The sequence below is a fragment of the Acidithiobacillus sp. genome (genome assembly GCF_023256195.1).
Classification (GTDB): Bacteria; Pseudomonadota; Gammaproteobacteria; order Acidithiobacillales; family Acidithiobacillaceae; genus Acidithiobacillus_A.
Window position 1 is genome coordinate 97,627 of sequence record NZ_JAGDWX010000036.1, and the last position, 18,066, is coordinate 115,692.

13 protein-coding genes are annotated in these 18,066 nt (G+C 62.5%); 3 read left to right on the forward strand and 10 right to left on the reverse strand.

All coding sequences use genetic code 11. The features are described from left to right. Nucleotides 1-110: 110 nt before the first annotated feature. Entirely contained in the window at nucleotides 111-890 is a 780-nt protein-coding gene (locus tag Q0C23_RS09365) for a GNAT family N-acyltransferase (RefSeq protein ID WP_291512111.1), read from the forward strand. Next, nucleotides 887-1,798 (forward strand): 1-acyl-sn-glycerol-3-phosphate acyltransferase, encoded by a 912-nt coding sequence (locus Q0C23_RS09370; protein ID WP_291512112.1) that lies wholly within the window; start codon nucleotides 887-889, stop codon nucleotides 1,796-1,798. The genes Q0C23_RS09365 and Q0C23_RS09370 overlap by 4 nt, the downstream gene beginning before the upstream one ends. Before the next feature lie 202 nt (nucleotides 1,799-2,000). Here Q0C23_RS09370 and hemE read toward each other — a convergent pair whose 3' ends face one another. From hemE to gltB, 3 genes are read right to left on the reverse strand one after another with little or no spacing between them, the layout of a single operon-like run. After that, nucleotides 2,001-3,062, reverse strand: coding sequence for a uroporphyrinogen decarboxylase (gene hemE / locus Q0C23_RS09375; RefSeq protein WP_291512113.1), 1,062 nt, complete (start codon nucleotides 3,060-3,062; stop codon nucleotides 2,001-2,003). A 2-nt stretch (nucleotides 3,063-3,064) separates the two neighbouring features. Then, nucleotides 3,065-4,459, reverse strand: coding sequence for an FAD-dependent oxidoreductase (locus tag Q0C23_RS09380; RefSeq protein WP_291512114.1), 1,395 nt, complete (start codon nucleotides 4,457-4,459; stop codon nucleotides 3,065-3,067). Between the two features lie 33 nt (nucleotides 4,460-4,492). After that, on the reverse strand, nucleotides 4,493-8,908 hold the full coding sequence (gene gltB / locus Q0C23_RS09385) for a glutamate synthase large subunit (protein WP_291512115.1): 4,416 nt from the start codon (nucleotides 8,906-8,908) through the stop codon (nucleotides 4,493-4,495). Between the two features lie 502 nt (nucleotides 8,909-9,410). On the opposite strand from gltB, the gene Q0C23_RS09390 reads away from it, so the two are divergent. Next, nucleotides 9,411-9,806 carry a hypothetical protein gene (locus tag Q0C23_RS09390; RefSeq protein ID WP_291512116.1) on the forward strand — a complete coding sequence of 132 codons (396 nt, stop codon included), beginning with the start codon at nucleotides 9,411-9,413 and terminating at the stop codon, nucleotides 9,804-9,806. A gap of 194 nt (nucleotides 9,807-10,000) precedes the next feature. Here the strand turns inward: Q0C23_RS09390 and Q0C23_RS09395 are convergent, their stop codons facing one another. From Q0C23_RS09395 to Q0C23_RS09425, 7 genes are all read right to left on the reverse strand, one after another. Continuing rightward, nucleotides 10,001-10,474, reverse strand: a complete 474-nt coding sequence (locus Q0C23_RS09395; protein ID WP_291512117.1) for a hypothetical protein — start codon at nucleotides 10,472-10,474, stop codon at nucleotides 10,001-10,003. A 326-nt stretch (nucleotides 10,475-10,800) separates the two neighbouring features. Continuing rightward, nucleotides 10,801-11,577 (reverse strand): metallophosphoesterase, encoded by a 777-nt coding sequence (locus tag Q0C23_RS09400; RefSeq protein WP_291512118.1) that lies wholly within the window; start codon nucleotides 11,575-11,577, stop codon nucleotides 10,801-10,803. Between the two features lie 422 nt (nucleotides 11,578-11,999). Further along, a complete protein-coding gene (locus Q0C23_RS09405) occupies nucleotides 12,000-13,175 on the reverse strand; it encodes a deoxyguanosinetriphosphate triphosphohydrolase (protein ID WP_291512119.1) in 1,176 nt (391 codons plus the stop codon). Next, the gene (gene thyX, locus Q0C23_RS09410; protein ID WP_291512120.1) at nucleotides 13,172-13,999 is read right to left on the reverse strand and encodes an FAD-dependent thymidylate synthase; all 828 of its coding nucleotides are present in this window, start codon (nucleotides 13,997-13,999) and stop codon (nucleotides 13,172-13,174) included. Before thyX ends, Q0C23_RS09405 begins: the two co-directional genes overlap by 4 nt. Nucleotide 14,000: 1 nt before the next feature. After that, complete coding sequence (gene aroB, locus Q0C23_RS09415) at nucleotides 14,001-15,086, reverse strand: 3-dehydroquinate synthase (RefSeq protein WP_291512121.1); 1,086 nt, start codon at nucleotides 15,084-15,086, stop codon at nucleotides 14,001-14,003. 94 nt (nucleotides 15,087-15,180) lie between these two features. Next, entirely contained in the window at nucleotides 15,181-15,711 is a 531-nt protein-coding gene (locus tag Q0C23_RS09420; RefSeq protein WP_291512122.1) for a shikimate kinase, read from the reverse strand. Nucleotides 15,712-15,713: 2 nt separating this feature from the next. Further along, on the reverse strand, nucleotides 15,714-18,050 hold the full coding sequence (locus Q0C23_RS09425; RefSeq protein WP_291512123.1) for a type IV pilus secretin PilQ: 2,337 nt from the start codon (nucleotides 18,048-18,050) through the stop codon (nucleotides 15,714-15,716). Between the last annotated feature and the right edge of the window lie 16 nt (nucleotides 18,051-18,066).

An 18,066-nucleotide genomic window follows, 5' to 3' on the forward strand; every position in this document is an offset into this window, starting at 1 on the left:
GAGGGACCCGGTGGAAGTGCTGTCATAAAAGTGTCATGGAAATGTCGCACTATTGTCATATTTTCGGGTCATAATGGTGGAGTCACTGCATAATACAGGGAGAGCCGACGATGCTCGACACCCAGTCTCAGAGCGGTTCACAGCTTGGTACCCGTAAGGGCGAGCGTTCCCTGCGCCTCTATCTCGCCCGCCACCAGGATGAGGTGGAAGCGGCGCAGCGTCTACGTTATCGCGTCTTCAGCGCGGAGTATGGGGCACAGCTGAGCGGTGCTCCGGGACTCGATCAGGACGAGTACGATCCTTTCTGTGAACATCTCATCGTCGAGGATGAGCAGTGTCAGGAGGTGGTGGGTACCTATCGGCTCTTCCTGCCGGAGCAGGTGCACCGGGTCGGACGCTATTACGCCCAGACCGAGTTCGATCTGTCGCGGCTGATGGCGCTCAATGTCCGTATCCTGGAATTGGGCCGTTCCTGTGTGCACCCGGACTATCGCCAGGGCGCGGTGATAACGCTCCTCTGGTCGGGACTCGCCGAGGCCATGGGGATGTGGGATATCGACTACCTCATGGGCTGTGCCAGTATTCACAGCACCGATGGCGCCGCGCTGGGCAGTCTCTACCGAAGCCTCGAGAAGCATCTGACCGCTCCCGAGCAGCGCGTCTTTCCCCTGCGGCCGGTTCCGGGTTTTGATCCCGAATCCACCGCGGCGCCGGCGAGCCTGCCGAGTCTGCTCAAGGGTTACTTGCGTGCGGGCGTGCGCATTGGTGGTGAGCCCTTCTGGGATCCCCAGTTCCACTGTTCCGATCTTTTCGTTTGGTGCGAGGCCAGCCTGATAACACCGCGCTACCAGCAACGTTTCCTGGAACCTGTCGATAGCCTGAAAAAATGACCAGACGTCGGCGCCCGGCGCCTACACTCATTCCTTATCCTGGCCGTATACAGCGCCGCTCCCGGCCTCAGGCCTATCGCCGTCTGTGGCGCCTTCCCTTGCTCCTTGCCTACCTCGTACTCGCCTTTCCTCTGGCTTGGTGGACATACGCGCGCAAACGTGAGCCGGACGCCCAGGGGCTTGCGGCTTTTCGTTGGTGGAGTCGGCGGGTGTTGCGCCTGTTCGGCATTCGCTTACGGGTGGAAGGCGAGATCCCGGAGGTACCCGTACTCATCGCCGCCAATCACGTGTCCTATCTGGACATCCTCGCCCTTGCCAGCGTTACCCCGGGGCAGTTTGTGGCCAAGCGCGAGATGCGCTCCTGGCCATTTTTTGGTTTCATGGGCGAGTGGCTGGGCACCTTCTTCATCGATCGCCAGGATGCCCGGGCGAGCCAGCGGGTACTCAAGGAGGCCACCAAAGTCCTGGAGCGGGGTCGCATCGTCCTGATCTTTCCGGAGGGTACCACCAGCGACGGCAAGACGGTTCGGGAGTTTTACGGTGCGCCCTTTGAGACTGCTGCGGCGGCTGGCGTACCCACCGTGCCCGTGGCTTTGCGCTACGAGGATATACTGCGGCCGGGTCAGGCCGATCGCCTGTGCCCCTTTATTGGGGACGACAGCTTGCTGCTGCACCTCTGGCGTCTGGCGGCAGCCGCACCTTTGACTCTGCGTCTGGTGTTCTGTCCACCCCTGGCCGCCGATCTCGGCCGCAGGCAACTCGCCAGTAAAACCCACGCGGCTATTTCCGAGGCCCTGCGGCGCATGGAGCAGGGGGCATCGGTCACCTACTTGCCGGCGCGGGGACCAGCCCGCCGCCACCCCTTACGCGATGCGTGGAACTCCTGGCGACGGGGACACGGTGCCTGAGCCAGGAGGCACCGCCCCGTTCGTCCATTGACTCCTGCTGTGTAGCCATTGCGATGCGTGTTTGGGCTGTATCGCTGCGGTATGGCGGGATAGCGATTGCTGGATAAGCCATCGCCGCGGACTTTTGCTGCTGGCGGAAGATCGCCGTGGCAACTCTGGCCGTGGAGGCTTTGAGCGATAGCCGACGCGGTCTGGGAGACCTCTAGGGACGCCAGTTGTGCACGGTATCCACCAGTCGTGCTACCTGCTCCACCGGGGTTTGCGGGGTGATGCCGTGCCCCAGGTTGAAGATGTGCCCGGCCTGCGGGCCATGGCTTTCGAGGATGGATCGAGTTTCCTGAACGAGGAGCTCGGGACTTCCGTAGAGCGCCATGGGGTCGAGATTGCCCTGCAGCGCCAGGGCAGGTCCCAAGCGGCGGCGTGCCTCGCCCAGGTCGATGGTCCAGTCCAAACCCAGCACGTCGGCGCCGCTGTCGGCCATGTCTTCCAGCCAGTTGCCGCCGCCTTTGGTAAACAGGATCACCGGTACTTTATGCCCGTCACTGCCAGTGCGCTCCAGCGCACCGATGATTCGGGTCATCGGCTTGAGTGAGAAGCGTCGGTAGGCAGCGGTAGTCAGGGCCCCACCCCAGCTGTCAAAGAGCATGACCGCCTGGGCGCCGGCACGAATCTGGGCGTTGAGATACTGGGCAACCGCACGCACTAGCGTATCCAAGAGCCGATCGAGGAGCTCGGGGTCGCTGTAGAGTAGCGCTTTGATGTGCTGAAAATCCCGACTGCCTCGACCCTCCACCATGTAGCAGGCAAGAGTCCAGGGACTACCGGCAAAGCCGATGAGGGGAATGCGACCGGCGAGCTCGTGGCGGATCAGGCGCACGGCATCCATGACATAGCGCAGTTCCGTCTCCGCGTCGGGGACGGGCAGGGCGCGAATGGCCTCGGCGGTGCGCAGCGGCGAGGAAAATACCGGGCCTTCGCCGTCCAAGAACTGCAGCTCCATGCCCATGGCGTGGGGGACGGTGAGGATGTCGGAGAAGAGTATGGCGGCGTCCAGCGGAAAGCGCTGGACGGGCTGCAAGGTTACCTCGCAGGCCAGTTCCGGCGTGCTGCACAGGGTCAGAAAATCCTTGGCGCGTGCGCGCGTGGCGCGATATTCCGGCAGATAGCGTCCTGCCTGACGCATCAGCCAGATGGGGATCTGATCCACGGGCTGGCACAGGCAGGCCCGCAGGAAGCGATCGTTGGCGGCGGCCGTCGGCGTCACGTTCAGACGCCCAGGAAATCCAGAATACCCTCGGCGGCGCGCCGGCCTTCGTCCACGGCAGTGACGACGAGATCGGAGCCGCGACGCATGTCGCCGCCAGCGAAGATATGCGGATGGCTGGTTTGGAATCGTTCGTTGGTGACCACACGCCCGGCCGCGTCCAGGGCGATACCAAAGTCCGTAAACCAGGATGGCGGCGAGGGATCGAAGCCGAAGGCGACGATGACGGCATCGGCGGGGAGCAGTTCGTCGGTGCCCGGAACCTCTTCCGGATGACGGCGGCCGCGATGGTCCGGCTCGCTGAGTCGCGTCTGCACTACCCGCACGGCGGTAGGTCCGGACGCGTCTCCAAGGATTTCCACGGGCTGGCGGTTGAAGAGGAAGCGGACCCCCTCTTCGCGCGCGTTGGCGACTTCCCGGCGGGAGCCGGGCATGTTGGCCTCGTCCCGACGATAAGCACAGGTAACCGCCGTGGCGCCCTGGCGAATGGCGGTACGCACGCAGTCCATGGCGGTGTCGCCCCCGCCCAGCACGACGACGCGCTTGCCCACCAGATTCTGATAGGGATGGATGGGGTCGGGTAGTGCCATCAGATGACCGATGTTGCCGATGAGGTAATCCAAGGCCTTGATGACGCCTGGCAGGTCTTCACCGGGAAAGTTGCCGGTCTTGGCGCGGTAGGTACCCATGCCGAGGAAGACGGCGTCGTACTCGGCCAGCAGTCGCTCCAGTGAGATGTCACGACCGACCTCGACGCCCAATTCGAAACGGATACCCATGTCGGCAAGCATGGTTGCGCGGCGGGCAACGACTTCCTTTTCCAGCTTGAATGGCGGGATTCCAAAGGTCAGCAGTCCACCCACCGCCGGGTAGCGGTCGTAGACCACCACTTCCGTGCCGGCACGATTGAGGATGTCGGCACAGCCGAGTCCCGCCGGTCCTGCTCCCACCACCGCCACCCGCTTGCCGTTGGCAGGCACCCGGGGTTTTTCCGGCTGCCAGCCGCGGCCGATGGCTTCTTCCGTAATGAACTTTTCCAGCTGACCGATGGTGACCGCGCCGTACTCCTCGTTGAGGGTGCAGGCGCCCTCACAGAGACGATCCTGAGGGCAGATGCGGCCGCAGATCTCGGGCAGGGTGTTGGTGCTGTGGGAGAGTTCTGCCGCCTCCTCGATACGATTTTCGACGATGAGTTGCAGCCAATTGGGGATATAGTTATGTACGGGACACTTCCACTCGCAGTAGGGGTTGCCGCAGTGCAGGCAGCGGTCTGCCTGTAGCTGCGCGCCCGCAAGATCAAAGCTTTTGTAGATCTCGCGAAACAGTTCCCGCCGCTCTTCCACCGGGAGCTTGGGCGGATCGTTGCGGGGGTCTTCCAGGAAGGCAAAATTATTCATGGGTTCCTCTCGGCTGAGGGCGCTGGCCGTGGATCAACTGGCTTCTTCCAGCAGCACGTCCAGGCGTGCTGCCTTGGGAACCACCAACCAGACGTCGGACAGGAAGTTGGACCAGTCTGCCAGCAAGGCAGCGGCGTAGCTGCTCTGCGTCCACTGGACGTGGTTTTCCACATGCCGTCGCAACAAGGCTTCGTAACCGCGCATGGCTTCCGTGTCGATGCGGTGGCTGTTGATCAGCTCGCCGTTGACCTGGTCGGGGAAGCGTTGCCGGGGATCGTAGACGAAGGCGAGACCGCCCGTCATGCCGGCCCCGAAGTTGAGCCCGATCGGCCCCAGGATGACCACTTGGCCGCCCGTCATGTACTCGCAGGCGTGGTCGCCGGCGCCTTCGATGACCGCTGTGGCACCGGAGTTGCGCACCGCGAAGCGTTCACCCGCCCGACCCGCCGCATAGAGCACACCACCGGTCGCGCCGTAAAGGCAGGTATTGCCGATGATGGCCGATGCTTCAGAGGCATAGCTCACACCCGCCGGCGGAGCGATGACGATGCGTCCGCCGTGCATGGCCTTGCCGACGTAGTCGTTGGCGTCGCCGCGCAGATTCAAGGTTACGCCGGGTACCAGAAAGGCGCCGAAGGACTGTCCCGCCGTGCCTTGAAAATCCAGCTCCAGACACCCTTCCGGAAGGCCGGCATTGCCATAGCGGCGTGCTATCTCGCCGGCCAGGCGGGCGCCGATGCTGCGCTGGGTGTTGTCGATACGATAGTGCAGACGCGTGGCTATGCGCTTGTCGATTGCGGGGGCCGCGTCCTTGAGGATCCGTTCGGCCAGCTCGCCGCGGTCGAAAGGGGGATTGCGCGGTTCGGTACAAATCTGAGCATCGCCGTCGACCAGATCGGCATTGGCCAGCAACGGTCGCAGATCCAGTGCCTCCTGCTTGGGAGTCGTTCCCTTCTGGATCTCCAGGTACTGACTCTGCCCCACCAGTTCGTCGAAACGGCGCAGACCCAAAGAGGCCAGAATCTCCCGCACCTCTTCCGCGACAAAGCGGAAATAGTGGATGACCATCTCCGGCAGACCGACGAAGTGCTTGCGCAGCTTCTCATCCTGGGTAGCCACTCCGGTGGCACAATTGTTCAGGTGACAGATACGCAGGTACTTGCAGCCCAGTACGATCATGGGTGCGGTGCCAAAACCGAAGCTCTCGGCACCCAGCAGCGCACCTTTGACCACGTCGAGGCCGGTCTTGAAGCCACCATCTGCCTGGAGGCGGACGCGGTGACGCAGCTGATTGCGGCGCAGGGTGATCTGGGTTTCGGCTAGACCGAGCTCCCAGGGAGCACCGGCGTACTTGACGGAGGTAAGGGGGCTCGCGCCGGTGCCGCCATCGTAACCCGCAATGGTGATGCGATCGGCATAGGCCTTGGCCACACCCGCGGCTACCGTGCCCACTCCCGCTTCCGAGACCAACTTGACGGAGACGAAGGCTCCGGGATTCACCTGCTTCAGATCGAAGATCAACTGGGCGAGATCTTCGATGGAGTAGATGTCGTGGTGGGGTGGCGGACTGATGAGGGCCACACCTTCTTTGGCATAACGCAGGCGGGCGATGATCCCACTGACCTTATGGCCGGGCAGCTGGCCGCCCTCACCCGGCTTGGCGCCCTGGGCGATCTTGATCTGTAACTCCTCGGCATTGACCGCGTACTCGGGGGTCACACCAAAGCGCCCAGAGGCGATCTGCTTGATCTTGCTGACCCGGCGATCGTGGTAGCGGGCAGGGTCCTCACCGCCCTCACCGGAGTTGGAACGTCCGCCGATGGTATTCATGGCAATGGCCAAGGCCTCGTGCGCCTCAGGCGAGAGGGCGCCCAGGGACATGGCGGCGGTGTCGAAGCGCGGAGTGATGGCTTCGATGGGCTCCACCTCGTGCAGGGGGATCGCCCGGCCCGGACGGATGGCCAAGAGGTCCCGCAGATTGGTGACGGGGCGGTCGTTGACCAGCTGGGCGAAAGCCTTGTAGTCCTCGTAGCGTCCCGAGCGCGCCGCGGCCTGCAGGCTGCGCACGACCTCCGGATGGTAGGCGTGATACTCGCCACCGTTCACGTATTTCAGTAGCCCGCCGAGAGGCAGCCCCTTGCGTGCCTTGTAGGCATCGGCCATGAGCCGGCGCAGGTCCGCCTCCAGCGCGGCGAAGCCGGCGCCGCCGATCCGGCTGGGCGTGCCCGGGAAACACAGATCCACCACCTCGCGGGCAAGGCCCAGGGCCTCGAAGAGCTGACTGCTTCGATAGGAGGCGAGGGTAGAGATACCCATTTTCGAAAGAATCTTGTACAGCCCCTTGTCGATACCCTTGCGATAGTTCTTGAGAGCCTGACTGAGGGACACCGGCTGGCTGAACGCGTGGCGCTCCTTGAGGCTGCGGACGATAGCGTAGGCCAAGTAGGGATAGACCGCCGTCGCGCCGTAGCCGATGAGGGTGGCAAAGTGGTGCGGATCGCGGGCGTGGGCCGTGGCGATCACCAGATTGCAGCGGCTGCGCAGGCCGGCATCGATGAGGGCGTGATGCACGGCTCCGACGGCCATCAGAGCCGGGATATACAAACGGTCGGGCGCCAGATTGGCATCGGACAGGACCAGTATCACCGTACCTTCCCGAACGGCTGCCACGGCCGCTGCACGCAGGTCGTGCACGGCGTCCTCGAGTCTGCCACTGGCAGCAAAACAGAGATCCAGGGTCTGGCTGCGGAAAGCGGGATCCGTCTGTTGGAGCAAAGCGGTGAAGGCCGCATCCGAGAGCACGGGGGAGTGTACTTCCAGCCGTCGAGCGTACTCGGGCCGCTCCTCAAAGAGGTTGCTCTCCGCGCCGATGGCGGTGTTGAGAGACATCACCAGGGCTTCGCGCAGGGGGTCGATAGGCGGATTGGTGACCTGGGCGAACTGCTGCCGGAAATAGTCCGCCAGGTGGCGGGGCTGACGCGAGAGGACGGCGATGGGCGTGTCGTCGCCCATGGAACCGACGGCCTCCTGTCCACCTTCGGCCAGCACGCGGATGATCTGATCCTCCTCCTCGAAACTGACCCCGAAGGCCTTCTCCGCCGTCAGAAGGTCTTCCACGGGGGTGGCGACGACCTCTTGATCCTCCTCGACCTCGAGGTGGCGGGCATAGGCGCGCAGCCAGTCGCCGTAAGGCGAGGAACCCTGAATTCGGGCGTCGATGGCCTTGCTGTCCAAAAATTCACCGGAAGCCAGATCCACCGCAATCATCTGCCCCGGCCCCACCCGTCCCTGCACCAAGAGATCCCGGTGGTCGTAATCGAACACGCCTACCTCCGAGGCGATGTTGATGATGCGGTCGCGGGTAATGACGTAGCGTGCCGGACGCAGGCCATTACGATCCAGGGCACAGGCGGCAATGCGGCCGGTATTGAGGACGAGACCGGCGGGGCCATCCCAAGGCTCCATGCGCATGGATTGGTATTCGTAGAAGGCGCGCAGACGCGGGTCCATGCGCGGCACGTTGTGCCAGGCCGGCGGCACCAGTAGCCGCAAGGCTTTGAAAAAATCCATGCCGCCCTGCACGAGGAGCTCCAGCATGTTGTCGAGGCTGAAGGAGTCGCTGCCGTCGCCCACCGCTGGAAGCACCTCGGCCATGGGCAGGAGTTCGGAGTGCAGGAGCGACTCGCGCGCCCGCGCCCAGATCCGATTGCCCTGCACGGTGTTCAGCTCGCCGTTGTGGGCGAGGATGCGGAAAGGCTGGCACAGCCGCCATTCCGGCCAGGTGTTGGTGGAAAAGCGCTGATGGTAGGTGACCAGGGCGGAGTGGAAGCGCTCGTCGCGTAAATCGGGGTAGAAGTCCGGCAGATGCTCCGGCATGACCATGCCTTTGTAGCCGATGACCTGACTGGAGCAACTGACGATAAAGATCTCCCGATCCTGAACGTAATGTTTCTCGAGGCGCCGACGCAGACGGTAGAGGAGGCGCTCCTGCGCCGCCGGCTCACTGTCCGTGGGCAGGCTCAAAAAGCCCTGCCAGACTGCGGGCAAGGTGCGCAGCGCCTCGCGCCCGCAGACGGATTCGTCGGTGCGCACCGCGCGCCAATGGAGAACTCGCAGCCCCAGGTCTGCGGCTTCCGCGGCCAGACGCGCCTGGAACTCGGCGATCCGTTGTTCATCTCGGGGCAGGAAAACCTGAGCCACGCCAAAGTCCGATGGCAGGGAGCACCCGTTCTCCGCCAGGATGGCCCGAAAAAACTCCCGGGGCATTTGCACGAGCAGACCACAGCCGTCCCCGCTTTTGCCGTCGGCAGCAACGGCGCCGCGATGGGTCAGGCGCGCCAGAGATTGCACTGCCGTCGCGACGATGGCGTGACTCGCCCGATTGTCCATCTGGGCGATGAGGCCAAAGCCGCAAGAATCCTTCTCAAAGTCGGGGGAGTAAAGGCTCATGATCGTCGTCCTCACCTGCTGCCGGGCACCCCAGCGAAGGAGATCGCAGGGTCGATCAGTATATCCTGCTCAAGACACGCATCCAAGGCCCCTGTCATCGGGGCCGGCCGAGATCCCGGCGATATCCGGCGAGCGCTGTTCGCCCTTCGTTTCCGCGATGGCATGGGCGATAGCTACGTAGTCGGTAAGATCTCTTCCGAAGACAGGGAGGTTCTCGACGCTCCAACTGTCCACATCATCGGCTTTGCAGCCCACAAAGAACCCGTCCAGAACGTCCTGGGATGGGGGGCGACCGGCTCGACGTGCCCGGTCAAGGGTAAGAGGGCTCAAGAAAGACAGTTGCTTGCGCAGCCTCGAGCGGGAAGCGCAGGCCTCGCTTTCCTGATGTCTGAAAACCTGCGCTTTCCCGGCCCAGCTTCCCGTTTTTCTCCCTATCGTTCACCGCGCACATCGGAGGAGTTATCATACGACACCTTTTACCACGCACATCAAAGGAGTTATCATGCCGCACGTCAGAACACCGCTGGTTTTCGCCGTCCTCGCATCCTTTGCTCTAGGGGGATGCGGACTCTTTGGGTCCAATCCGGCCGAGGGCAAGTGGAAGGTCGTTGGCGCCACATACGGTGAGCACATAGGGATGGGTATCGGTTCGTTCATGAACCAGAGCCTCTCCCAAAGCCTCGACGGCCAGATCTATCGCTTTACCAGCACCCAGATGATTACCCCGAAGGGGGTGGCCGAGGTACAAAAGTATAAGATCAAAGGGAAACAGGTTTCTATTTTTCTCAAGGGTTCAGGGGGCGAAGAGCCGATTCTGCACGCGACGCTCAGCGATCACGACAAGCGGATGGATCTGCATATGACGGCGTTTACCATCGAGTTACAAAAGGTGTCGTAATTCCCGGACCAAATGCCTGGTCTCTCTACTTTACCGGGACACCCAGATGTTCGGATACGCCCATGGCAAAGGGATCGTGGCTGGGCCCCAGATTCTGATACCAGAACCCCCAGGCTTTCGCCTGGGGGATACGGCGGGAACTTTCTCTGTGCTCGGTGTTTCGCTACCTTCCTAATCGTTCCTGCCCGCGGCCACTACTTCCCAAAATAATTGAGCTTACTTTTGGTATCGGAGCCCCAACTCCACGTTCCCCCGTGCATATTAAAGCAGGCTTGTGGGGTCAGGCTACGATTCGAAAACTCCACCAGTTTTCCGCCTGCCCACCGGTACGTTCTCTGGCATATCCATGGATCGTGTTTTGTGCCCGTCTTGAAATTGACCACCAGGGTATCGGCGGAATTCTTTACCACGGTTCCATTGTAGCCGGCTCTGTTTCCAGAGGTTTGATATTTTATGACCTTCTTCGTCTCTGGGGTATCCGGGAGACTCCGGGCATTGCCGATGTTGAAGGCGGACGCTACAACGTCTTTTCCGGATATATGGTATGCCACATTGCAATTATCGCCGTACCCTCCGTAATAGCCGTTCGGAACGGTACTGGGACCGGCCGCAATCGCGATTCCGGAAAGACTGGCCAAAGCGAGGAACACCACCGTTCTTTTTACCATGATACAACCTCCCTTGCGCTATCGTTTGAATACCATCCAGCAATGACCAGATCGCCTGCATGCGGCTGAAACATCATGCCGATAGATATCATAGCAAGAATCACCGTCCCGGGAACACACCAAGGCTACCGGAAGCTGGGCGTCTGTATCCGCGTGGATATCGGATTTGAACCTCCCCGCGGCTTAATTACCACAAGGCGCATTGGATGGATGCCGCCTGCGTGGGCGCGTCTGGCGCAGATATGCGCCTGTACTCTGAGCATAAGCCATTGGGGATAGAGGCTAAGGGGCACGGTTGCCAAGGATGCGCGTCTTCCTCCCCGCGCCTAAGGGCGGGGCTTCCGGCGCGCGTATACGGTGAGCAGGTCCACGCAGCTGAAACGGCGGTCCAGACCTTCGTCGGCATAGCCCCAGGGATTGCATAGCACCCGAGTCTCCCCGATCCGATAATCGGCGGGATCGTGCAGGTGCCCGTGTATCCAAAGATCGGGTTGCCATTGCATTATCTGCGCATCGAGATTGGAGCAAAACCCGCCGCCGATCGTGCTGTGCGCAAAGCGGGGATGCTGGCTACGAAAGGAAGGGGCGTGGTGCGTGATGGCGACGGTGGGCCCACGAAAAGGCTGGTGGAACTCTTCATCCAGCCAGGATCGACACTTCTGGTGTTCGCGCCAGGCATCGTTGGCGGAAAAGGCGTCGCCCGAAGCGGCGCGAATCACCCGAAAGTCGGACAGGCCAGACTGGCAGTTGTTGAGGTGCCAACCTTCCGCAAAGTCCGTCCACAAGGTCGTGCCAAGAAAACGCACACCGTCGATGACGATGGAGGACTTCTCCAGCAGGAAGATGGACGGGTCGGACTGCAATGCCGATCGGTATTCGTCCAGCCTTTTGGGGAAGACCCCTCCGTAGTATTCGTGATTGCCCAAAACGTACAGGATGGGGCCGGCGTGTAGCCGCCGCAGGACGTCAAAGGCCTTGGAGGCGTTCTCCGGGTTGGTCTCCACATCGCCGGCCAGGATCAGCACGTCGCTGTGAGGCAGGTCCAATCCGGTGAGATCCGGTTCAAATTCCAGGTGAAGATCGGAGGCGAATGCGATGCGCATAGGTTTGGTTCCTGAGTATGAAATGTCCGGGTGCGCGACGCAAGCCGGACTGATGCCATCCAGGGTTCGGCAAGAGCCGCTCTGTCTCAGGCAGGAATACCAATGCTGGCAGGCAAATGCCTGACTATCGCAGGATGCGAAGCCTGGGGATTCGGAAAGTGCTGGATAACGTACATGCCGGAAAAAGTCCCGGATAAGCGGCGTTTTTGAAAAGTATTTTCAAAGAAGGATATCCCTGGCTCTCTGGACCTGCGCGGCCAGCGGCTTTGGATCGTCGGCCGGGTAAAGCGCGGGGTAGCCAGGTGTTTTGGGTGGTTCGCTGCCATCGGAACCCAAGCCGTCAGGAGTCTCGCACGAAGCGGCAAGATCCTCCGAGGACGCCTCCTCTTAAAAACCTCTCGGCGCCGGAGATGGTCCGTCGCTCAGGGCGCGAACGTACCCTGACGCGGATCGAATAGTCGGGCGTGCTCGGCGATGGCGTAGCGGTCGGTCATGCCGGCAACGTAGTCCGCGACGACCCGTGCCCGCCGCGGCGGGCTGTCGTCCTCCCGAAGCTGGGCTTGGTGGTCCAGAGGCAAGAGGCGCGGATCGGCGAAAAAGGCGTCGAAGAGCTCGCGCACCAGGCGTTTGGCTTTCTCTGCCTGGCGATGGACTTGGGGGTGCCGATAGAGCCTGGTCATCAGGAAGGCTTTCAGCCGACGGATGGACTCTGTCATGGCCGGGCTGTGGGCGGCCAATGGCGTCGTGAGAGCACGAAGCTCGTCGATGCTTTCCACTCCAGCCTCGGCTACCCGCACGCGGGTCGTGTCGACGAGGTCCATGATGAAGGTATTGATGAGTCGCCGGCCCGTTTCGTGGCGCAGGATCTTGGCGTCGGCCGCGGGGTAGCGGGTCTGAACCTCGCGGAAGATCTCGCCAAAGAGGGTGGCCGCGCAGAGCTCTTCCAGGTCGAGGAGGCCCGCGCGCAGACCGTCGTCGATGTCGTGGTTGTTGTAGGCGATCTCGTCGGCAAGATTGGTGATCTGCGCCTCGAGACTGGGCTGGGATCCTTCCAGGAAACGACGGCCGACATCGCCAAGCTTCGCCGCCCGCGCCTTGCTGCAATGCTTGAGTATTCCCTCGCGGGTCTCGAAGCTCAGGTTGAGGCCGGGGAAATCGCCGTAACGACGCTCCAGCACGTCTACCACCCGCAGCGACTGGATGTTGTGCTCGAAGCCGCCGTAATCGCGCATACAGGCGTTGAGGGCGTCCTGGCCGGCATGGCCGAAGGGCGTATGGCCGAGATCGTGGGCGAGGGCGATGGCTTCCACGAGATCCTCGTCCAGGCCCAGTTGCCGCGCCACGGAACGACCTACCTGGCCCACCTCCAGGCTATGGGTAAGACGCGTGCGGTAGAGGTCCCCTTCGTGATTGACGAAGACCTGAGTCTTGTATTCCAGTCGACGAAAGGCGCTGGAGTGGATGACGCGATCCCGATCCCGCTGGTAGTCGCTGCGTCCGCCGGTAGGGGGCGCTTCGGGATGACGTCGTCCCCCCTGGGGCCGGGGCCGCGCCGCATAGCTTGCCCGCTGCGGCGCGGTAGATGGGTCCAAGGTCACGCGAGGGCATCTCCACTGGGTTTTTCACGCTCCCGAAGGACGCTCTCCATGGTCTCGCGAAGGAGCGGATAGCGGGCGCCGAAGAGTTCGTAGGCGGCGTCGGCGTACTGACGGATCTCGTACTGGGCGTCGGGCTTGCGGCGCAGGCGGAAAAAATTCATGAGGCTGCGGAAGTTGACGGTCCAGTAGACGTCGGAGTAGGTGGCCACGGGCAGGACATTACGCAAAAGCTCCCGGGCGCGGCCGCGGTAGGGGTCCCGGCCGCCGACTTTGGGCGGCAGGAGTCCCTCTTCGCGGGCCAGTTCGATGCGGGCGCAAGCCTTGTCGTACTGCGCCTCGTACCATTGAAAGAGCTGCTCCATGAGAGCGGTATACTCGGCCACGGCGGTGCCATCCAGTACCGGAAAACCGTCCACACTGCGCGCCGCAAGGTCCGGTACGTAAGCCTCGGAGATAGGTTTGCGGTAACGCATGGAAAACTCGTTCCAGCTGGAAACGCGATGTTTGACCCACTGCCGCAGCACGAAAATGGGAGCGATGAATCGAAAACGAAAATACACGGTCTCGAAGGGTGTGCCGTGCTGGTCGCGCAGCAACTGAAAAAGCAGGCGGCGATCGCGGTCACTGAAATCGGCCACGGAGTGCAGACGATTGTTGGTGGTGCTGATACGGGCGGTATTGAGGATGGTGGCCTCATCGCCCCAGCTGTCCTCCAGTTCGATGAAACCAAAGTTGCCGATGCGGCGACAGCCCTCGGGATGCAGGCGCAGGCGCTCGTCCATCTCGGCGGCGATCTCGGCAGTGGCTTGATTACGGGCAGCCATGTCAGGGCTCCATGAAAGCGGTGAGGGTCTGGATCAGGGCCGCCTGCGGCACATCGCCGGTGATGGTGGCAGCGCCGATGCCGCGCAGGAGGATGAAGCGGATCTGCCCACCCTTGGCTTTCTTGTCCACGCGCATATAGCGCAGATATTCCTCAACGGGCAGGCGCGGGCAGAGGGTCGGTAGTCCGGCGCCCTCGATGATCTGGTAAACCCGCTGCTGCTCGCTTTCCCGTAACAGGTCCAGCCGTCGCGAGAGATCGGCGGCCATGATCATGCCGATGGCCACCGCTTCGCCGTGCAGGTAGTGGCCGTAGCCACTGGCGGCCTCGATGGCATGGCCAAAGGTGTGTCCAAAGTTGAGGATGGCACGGCGCCCCGCCTCCTGTTCGTCGCGCGCAACCACCTCGGCCTTATCCTTGCAGGAGGTGGCGATGACATGGCTCAAGGCATCGGCATCTTCGGCCAGTACGGCGTCCAGATGTTCCTCGAGCCAGGCGAAGAACCCGGGATCGCTGATGAGCCCGTACTTGATCACCTCCGCCAGGCCCGAGCGAAATTCCCGCTCCGGCAGGGTGTCGAGGGTGTCGAGGTCAGCAACCACGGCGCGCGGCTGATAGAAGGCGCCAATCATATTCTTGCCGAGGGCGTGGTTGACACCGGTCTTGCCACCGACGGAAGAGTCCACCATGGCGAGCAGCGTCGTGGGAATCTGGAGGAAGGGGATGCCTCGCTGATAGATGGCGGCAACGAAACCGCCCAGATCGCCGATGACCCCACCCCCCAGAGCAAAGAGGGTGCTATCCCGACCATAGCCCGCTTCCAACAGCCGACCGCAGACCTCTTCTACCCTGTGCAGGCTTTTACTCTCTTCTCCCGCCGGCACGACGATCTCGGTGAAGGGCTTGCCTGCCTCCTTCAAGGTCTGGCGCAGTGCCGGAAGGTGCAAGCCGGCAACCCGGTCGTCGCTCAGGATAGCGATGGGCCCCGAGTTGCAGTGGGGCAGAAACAGCTCGGGATCCGCCAGAAGTCCTGAACCGATGTGGATGGGATAGGAGCGCGGGCCGAGATCGACGTGCAGGCTGGGCATGGAAAACTCACCGTGATAGACGTCCGGACATTGTTAGGCTTCCACGCTTCCCTGGCAAGTGTAGCGGCGGGCGTGGCAGGGGAGGTCCGGCAGATCAGGACCGCGATCGCGCCCGTTCACGCCGGTGGCGCAGGATTCGGCTCAGGACCTGATCGGCGCGCAGGCCGTCGCTGAAAATCCGCCAGTGAGCCACTTCCCGATACAGGGGTGCGCGCTCCTCGGCCAGTTGTGCAAGGCGAGCGGGCAGATCGTCCACCTGCAACAGGGGCCGATTGCGGTCGTGGCGGATGCGTCTCATCTGTTCATCGATACTGATATCCAGGTGGATGACCTCACCGATATTCCGCAGCAGGGGACGATTGTCCGGCCGTAGGATGGCACCGCCGCCGGTGGCGAGGACAAAGCTGTCCTCCCTCTGGGACAGCTCCTGCAGGACCTTGTGTTCCCGCTCGCGAAAGCCGGACTCTCCCTCGATGGCGAATATGGTTGGGATGTCCACCCCGGTCTGGCGCACGATGATGGCGTCGGAGTCCAGGAAACTGCAACGTAGACGGGCGGCCAGAAGCCGCCCGATGGTAGATTTTCCGCAGCCCATGGGACCGATCAGGACGATTCGATCCCCCATAGTCAGGAGCCGCTACCCGTATCCTCCCCAGCCAGATCGTCCTCACTCTGGCCGCCCACCACCTTCGGCGTCAGGAAGACCAGAAGCTCGGACTGGGAGTCGTTGTAGGTCTTGCTCTTGAAGAGCCAGCCCAGCAGCGGAATGTCCTTCAACAGCGGTACGCCGGTATCGTAGTGGCTCTTGCTGTCGGTATAGATGCCGCCGATGACCACGGTCTGGCCATTGTTCACCAGAAGCTTGGTCTTGACCTCCTGGGTATTGATGGGCACTCCCGAGGGCGTGGTCTGGGCGTAGTTGGGTTGGTTGTTCTTGGCGTCCACATCCAGCGTGACCTTGCCGTTGGGGGCGATGTGCGGGGTCACATCCAAGCTTAGTTCCGCCTTCTTGAAGGAGACCGAGGTGGCACCGCTGCTTGTGGCCTGCTGATAGGGGATCTCCTGACCCTGTTCGATGACCGCCTTCTCGTTGTCCTGAGTGAGCACCTTGGGGCTGGAGATGATCTTGGCCTGGTTGCTGGCCTGCAGCGCCTGCAACTGGAGGTTGAGGATGCGATTACCCGCCGCCGTGCCCAGGGCAAAACCCAGCGAGGCCGGATTGAAGCCCGTCAGCGCACTGCCAGCCGGGGCATAGGCGGGCAGGTTCACGACGGCCGGCACGCCGACCCCACTGCCGGTGGTGGTCGCACCCTGGCCACCGCTGCCGGCACCGATGGGATAGGAACCACCCTGTCCCGAGGTAAATTGGGACGCACCGGTGCCCGACAGGTTGATCACGCCCCCGCCCCCATTGGAGGTGTAGGTACCACCCCACTGGATGCCCAGAGACTGCGCCGCATTGGTGGTGACCTGGACGATCCGTGCCTCGATGAGCACCTGCGGCACCGGTCGGTCGATCTTGGCGATGAGCTTTTTGATGTTGTCGATGTCTTCCGGGGTGTCGCGGACCAGGAGGCTATTGGTGCGGGTCACCACTGCCACGGAACCGCGCGGACCTAGCAGAGAATTACCGATGAGATTGCTGCTGGGAATGCCCAGGGCCGTCGCCAGGGCTGTGCTTTGGGTCGGATTCAGCCCTTCCTGCTCGTTCATTTCCTTGGAAAAGCCGCGCAGGAGGTCGGCAATCTGACTGGCCTGGGCGTACTTGATTGGGATGAGTTCGGTGACCAGCGGCTCCAGTTTGCGCTTGCTCGCCGCCGCCTTCAGCTCTGCCTCCTCCTGACTGGTGATCTGGCTGGCCGGCGCCACCCAGAGGATGTTGCCGATGTGCTTCACCGCCAACCCCTGGGATTCGAGGATGACGCGGAAGGCCTGCTCCCAGGGTTCATTCTTCAGGCGGATGGAGATGGTGCCGGTGACGCTGTTGGAGACGACGATATTCTGGTGGGTAAAGTCGGCAATGACCTGCAAGGCATCGCGCACGCTGATATTCTGGAAATCCATGCTGAGCCGCGCGCTCTTCTCGGGATTGTTGGCTGCGGCGTTCTCGGCTCGCGGGCGCACGGCGATCATGGTTCGCTGACCCAGCTGATAGGCGGAATACTCGAAGGGTCCGTGTATGGCGAAGACGAGGCGGGTGGAGTGTCCCAAAGGATAGGCGTCCACGTAGTCCACCGGAGTGCCGAACTGCGTCACGCCAAAGCGATGCGTGTACGCTGCGGGGATCGCGGTATCGTGCAACTCCACCACCAGCCGGCCGGGTTCGCGCGTGACATTCATCTGCGGCTGCGGACCCTCGATGGAGAGGTTCAGAACACCGGCGTCGTTCTTGCCCCGCTCGAAAGAAACGTTGTTGATTTCTGTGCCGCTGGCCACGGGCGTGGGCGCAGGCATGGGCGTCTGGGGCGCGGCAGCGGTCGACGGCGGTACTGCCGTGGACGCGGGCGCCGTACCAGCGGCCGTGGCCGGCTCCTTGAGGGAGACCAGGCCGATGCGGTAGCCGCTGGGTGCCGGCTCTACCATGACGGCTTGGGGCGTATTCAGGAGCAGGTCCAGGTGGGCATTCTTGCCGGAGTTTTCCACCAGCACATTGCGGATGGCGCCTTCGCCATTGACATTGCCGACGGAGGACAGAAAGTGGGCATCGTCGAAGTCGATGCGGATGCGGTAGCCGCCATCGTAACTGTTGACGTCGTAGGCCGGCCGACTGTCGCTGTCCACGAAGATGGCGGTACCGGTGGCGTCCGGCTGCACTTTCACCGAGCGGATGAGGCTTTCGGCGAAGGCGCTGCCACTCAGTCCCAGACCGAGGGTCAGGGCCAGCAGGCAGGCCTGTCGCAAGTTCCGGCGTGCGAGGGTCGGGAGGGTCTTGGGCTGCTGCATATGGGCTGCTCTGCTCATCATGGGGTGATCCTTTCCT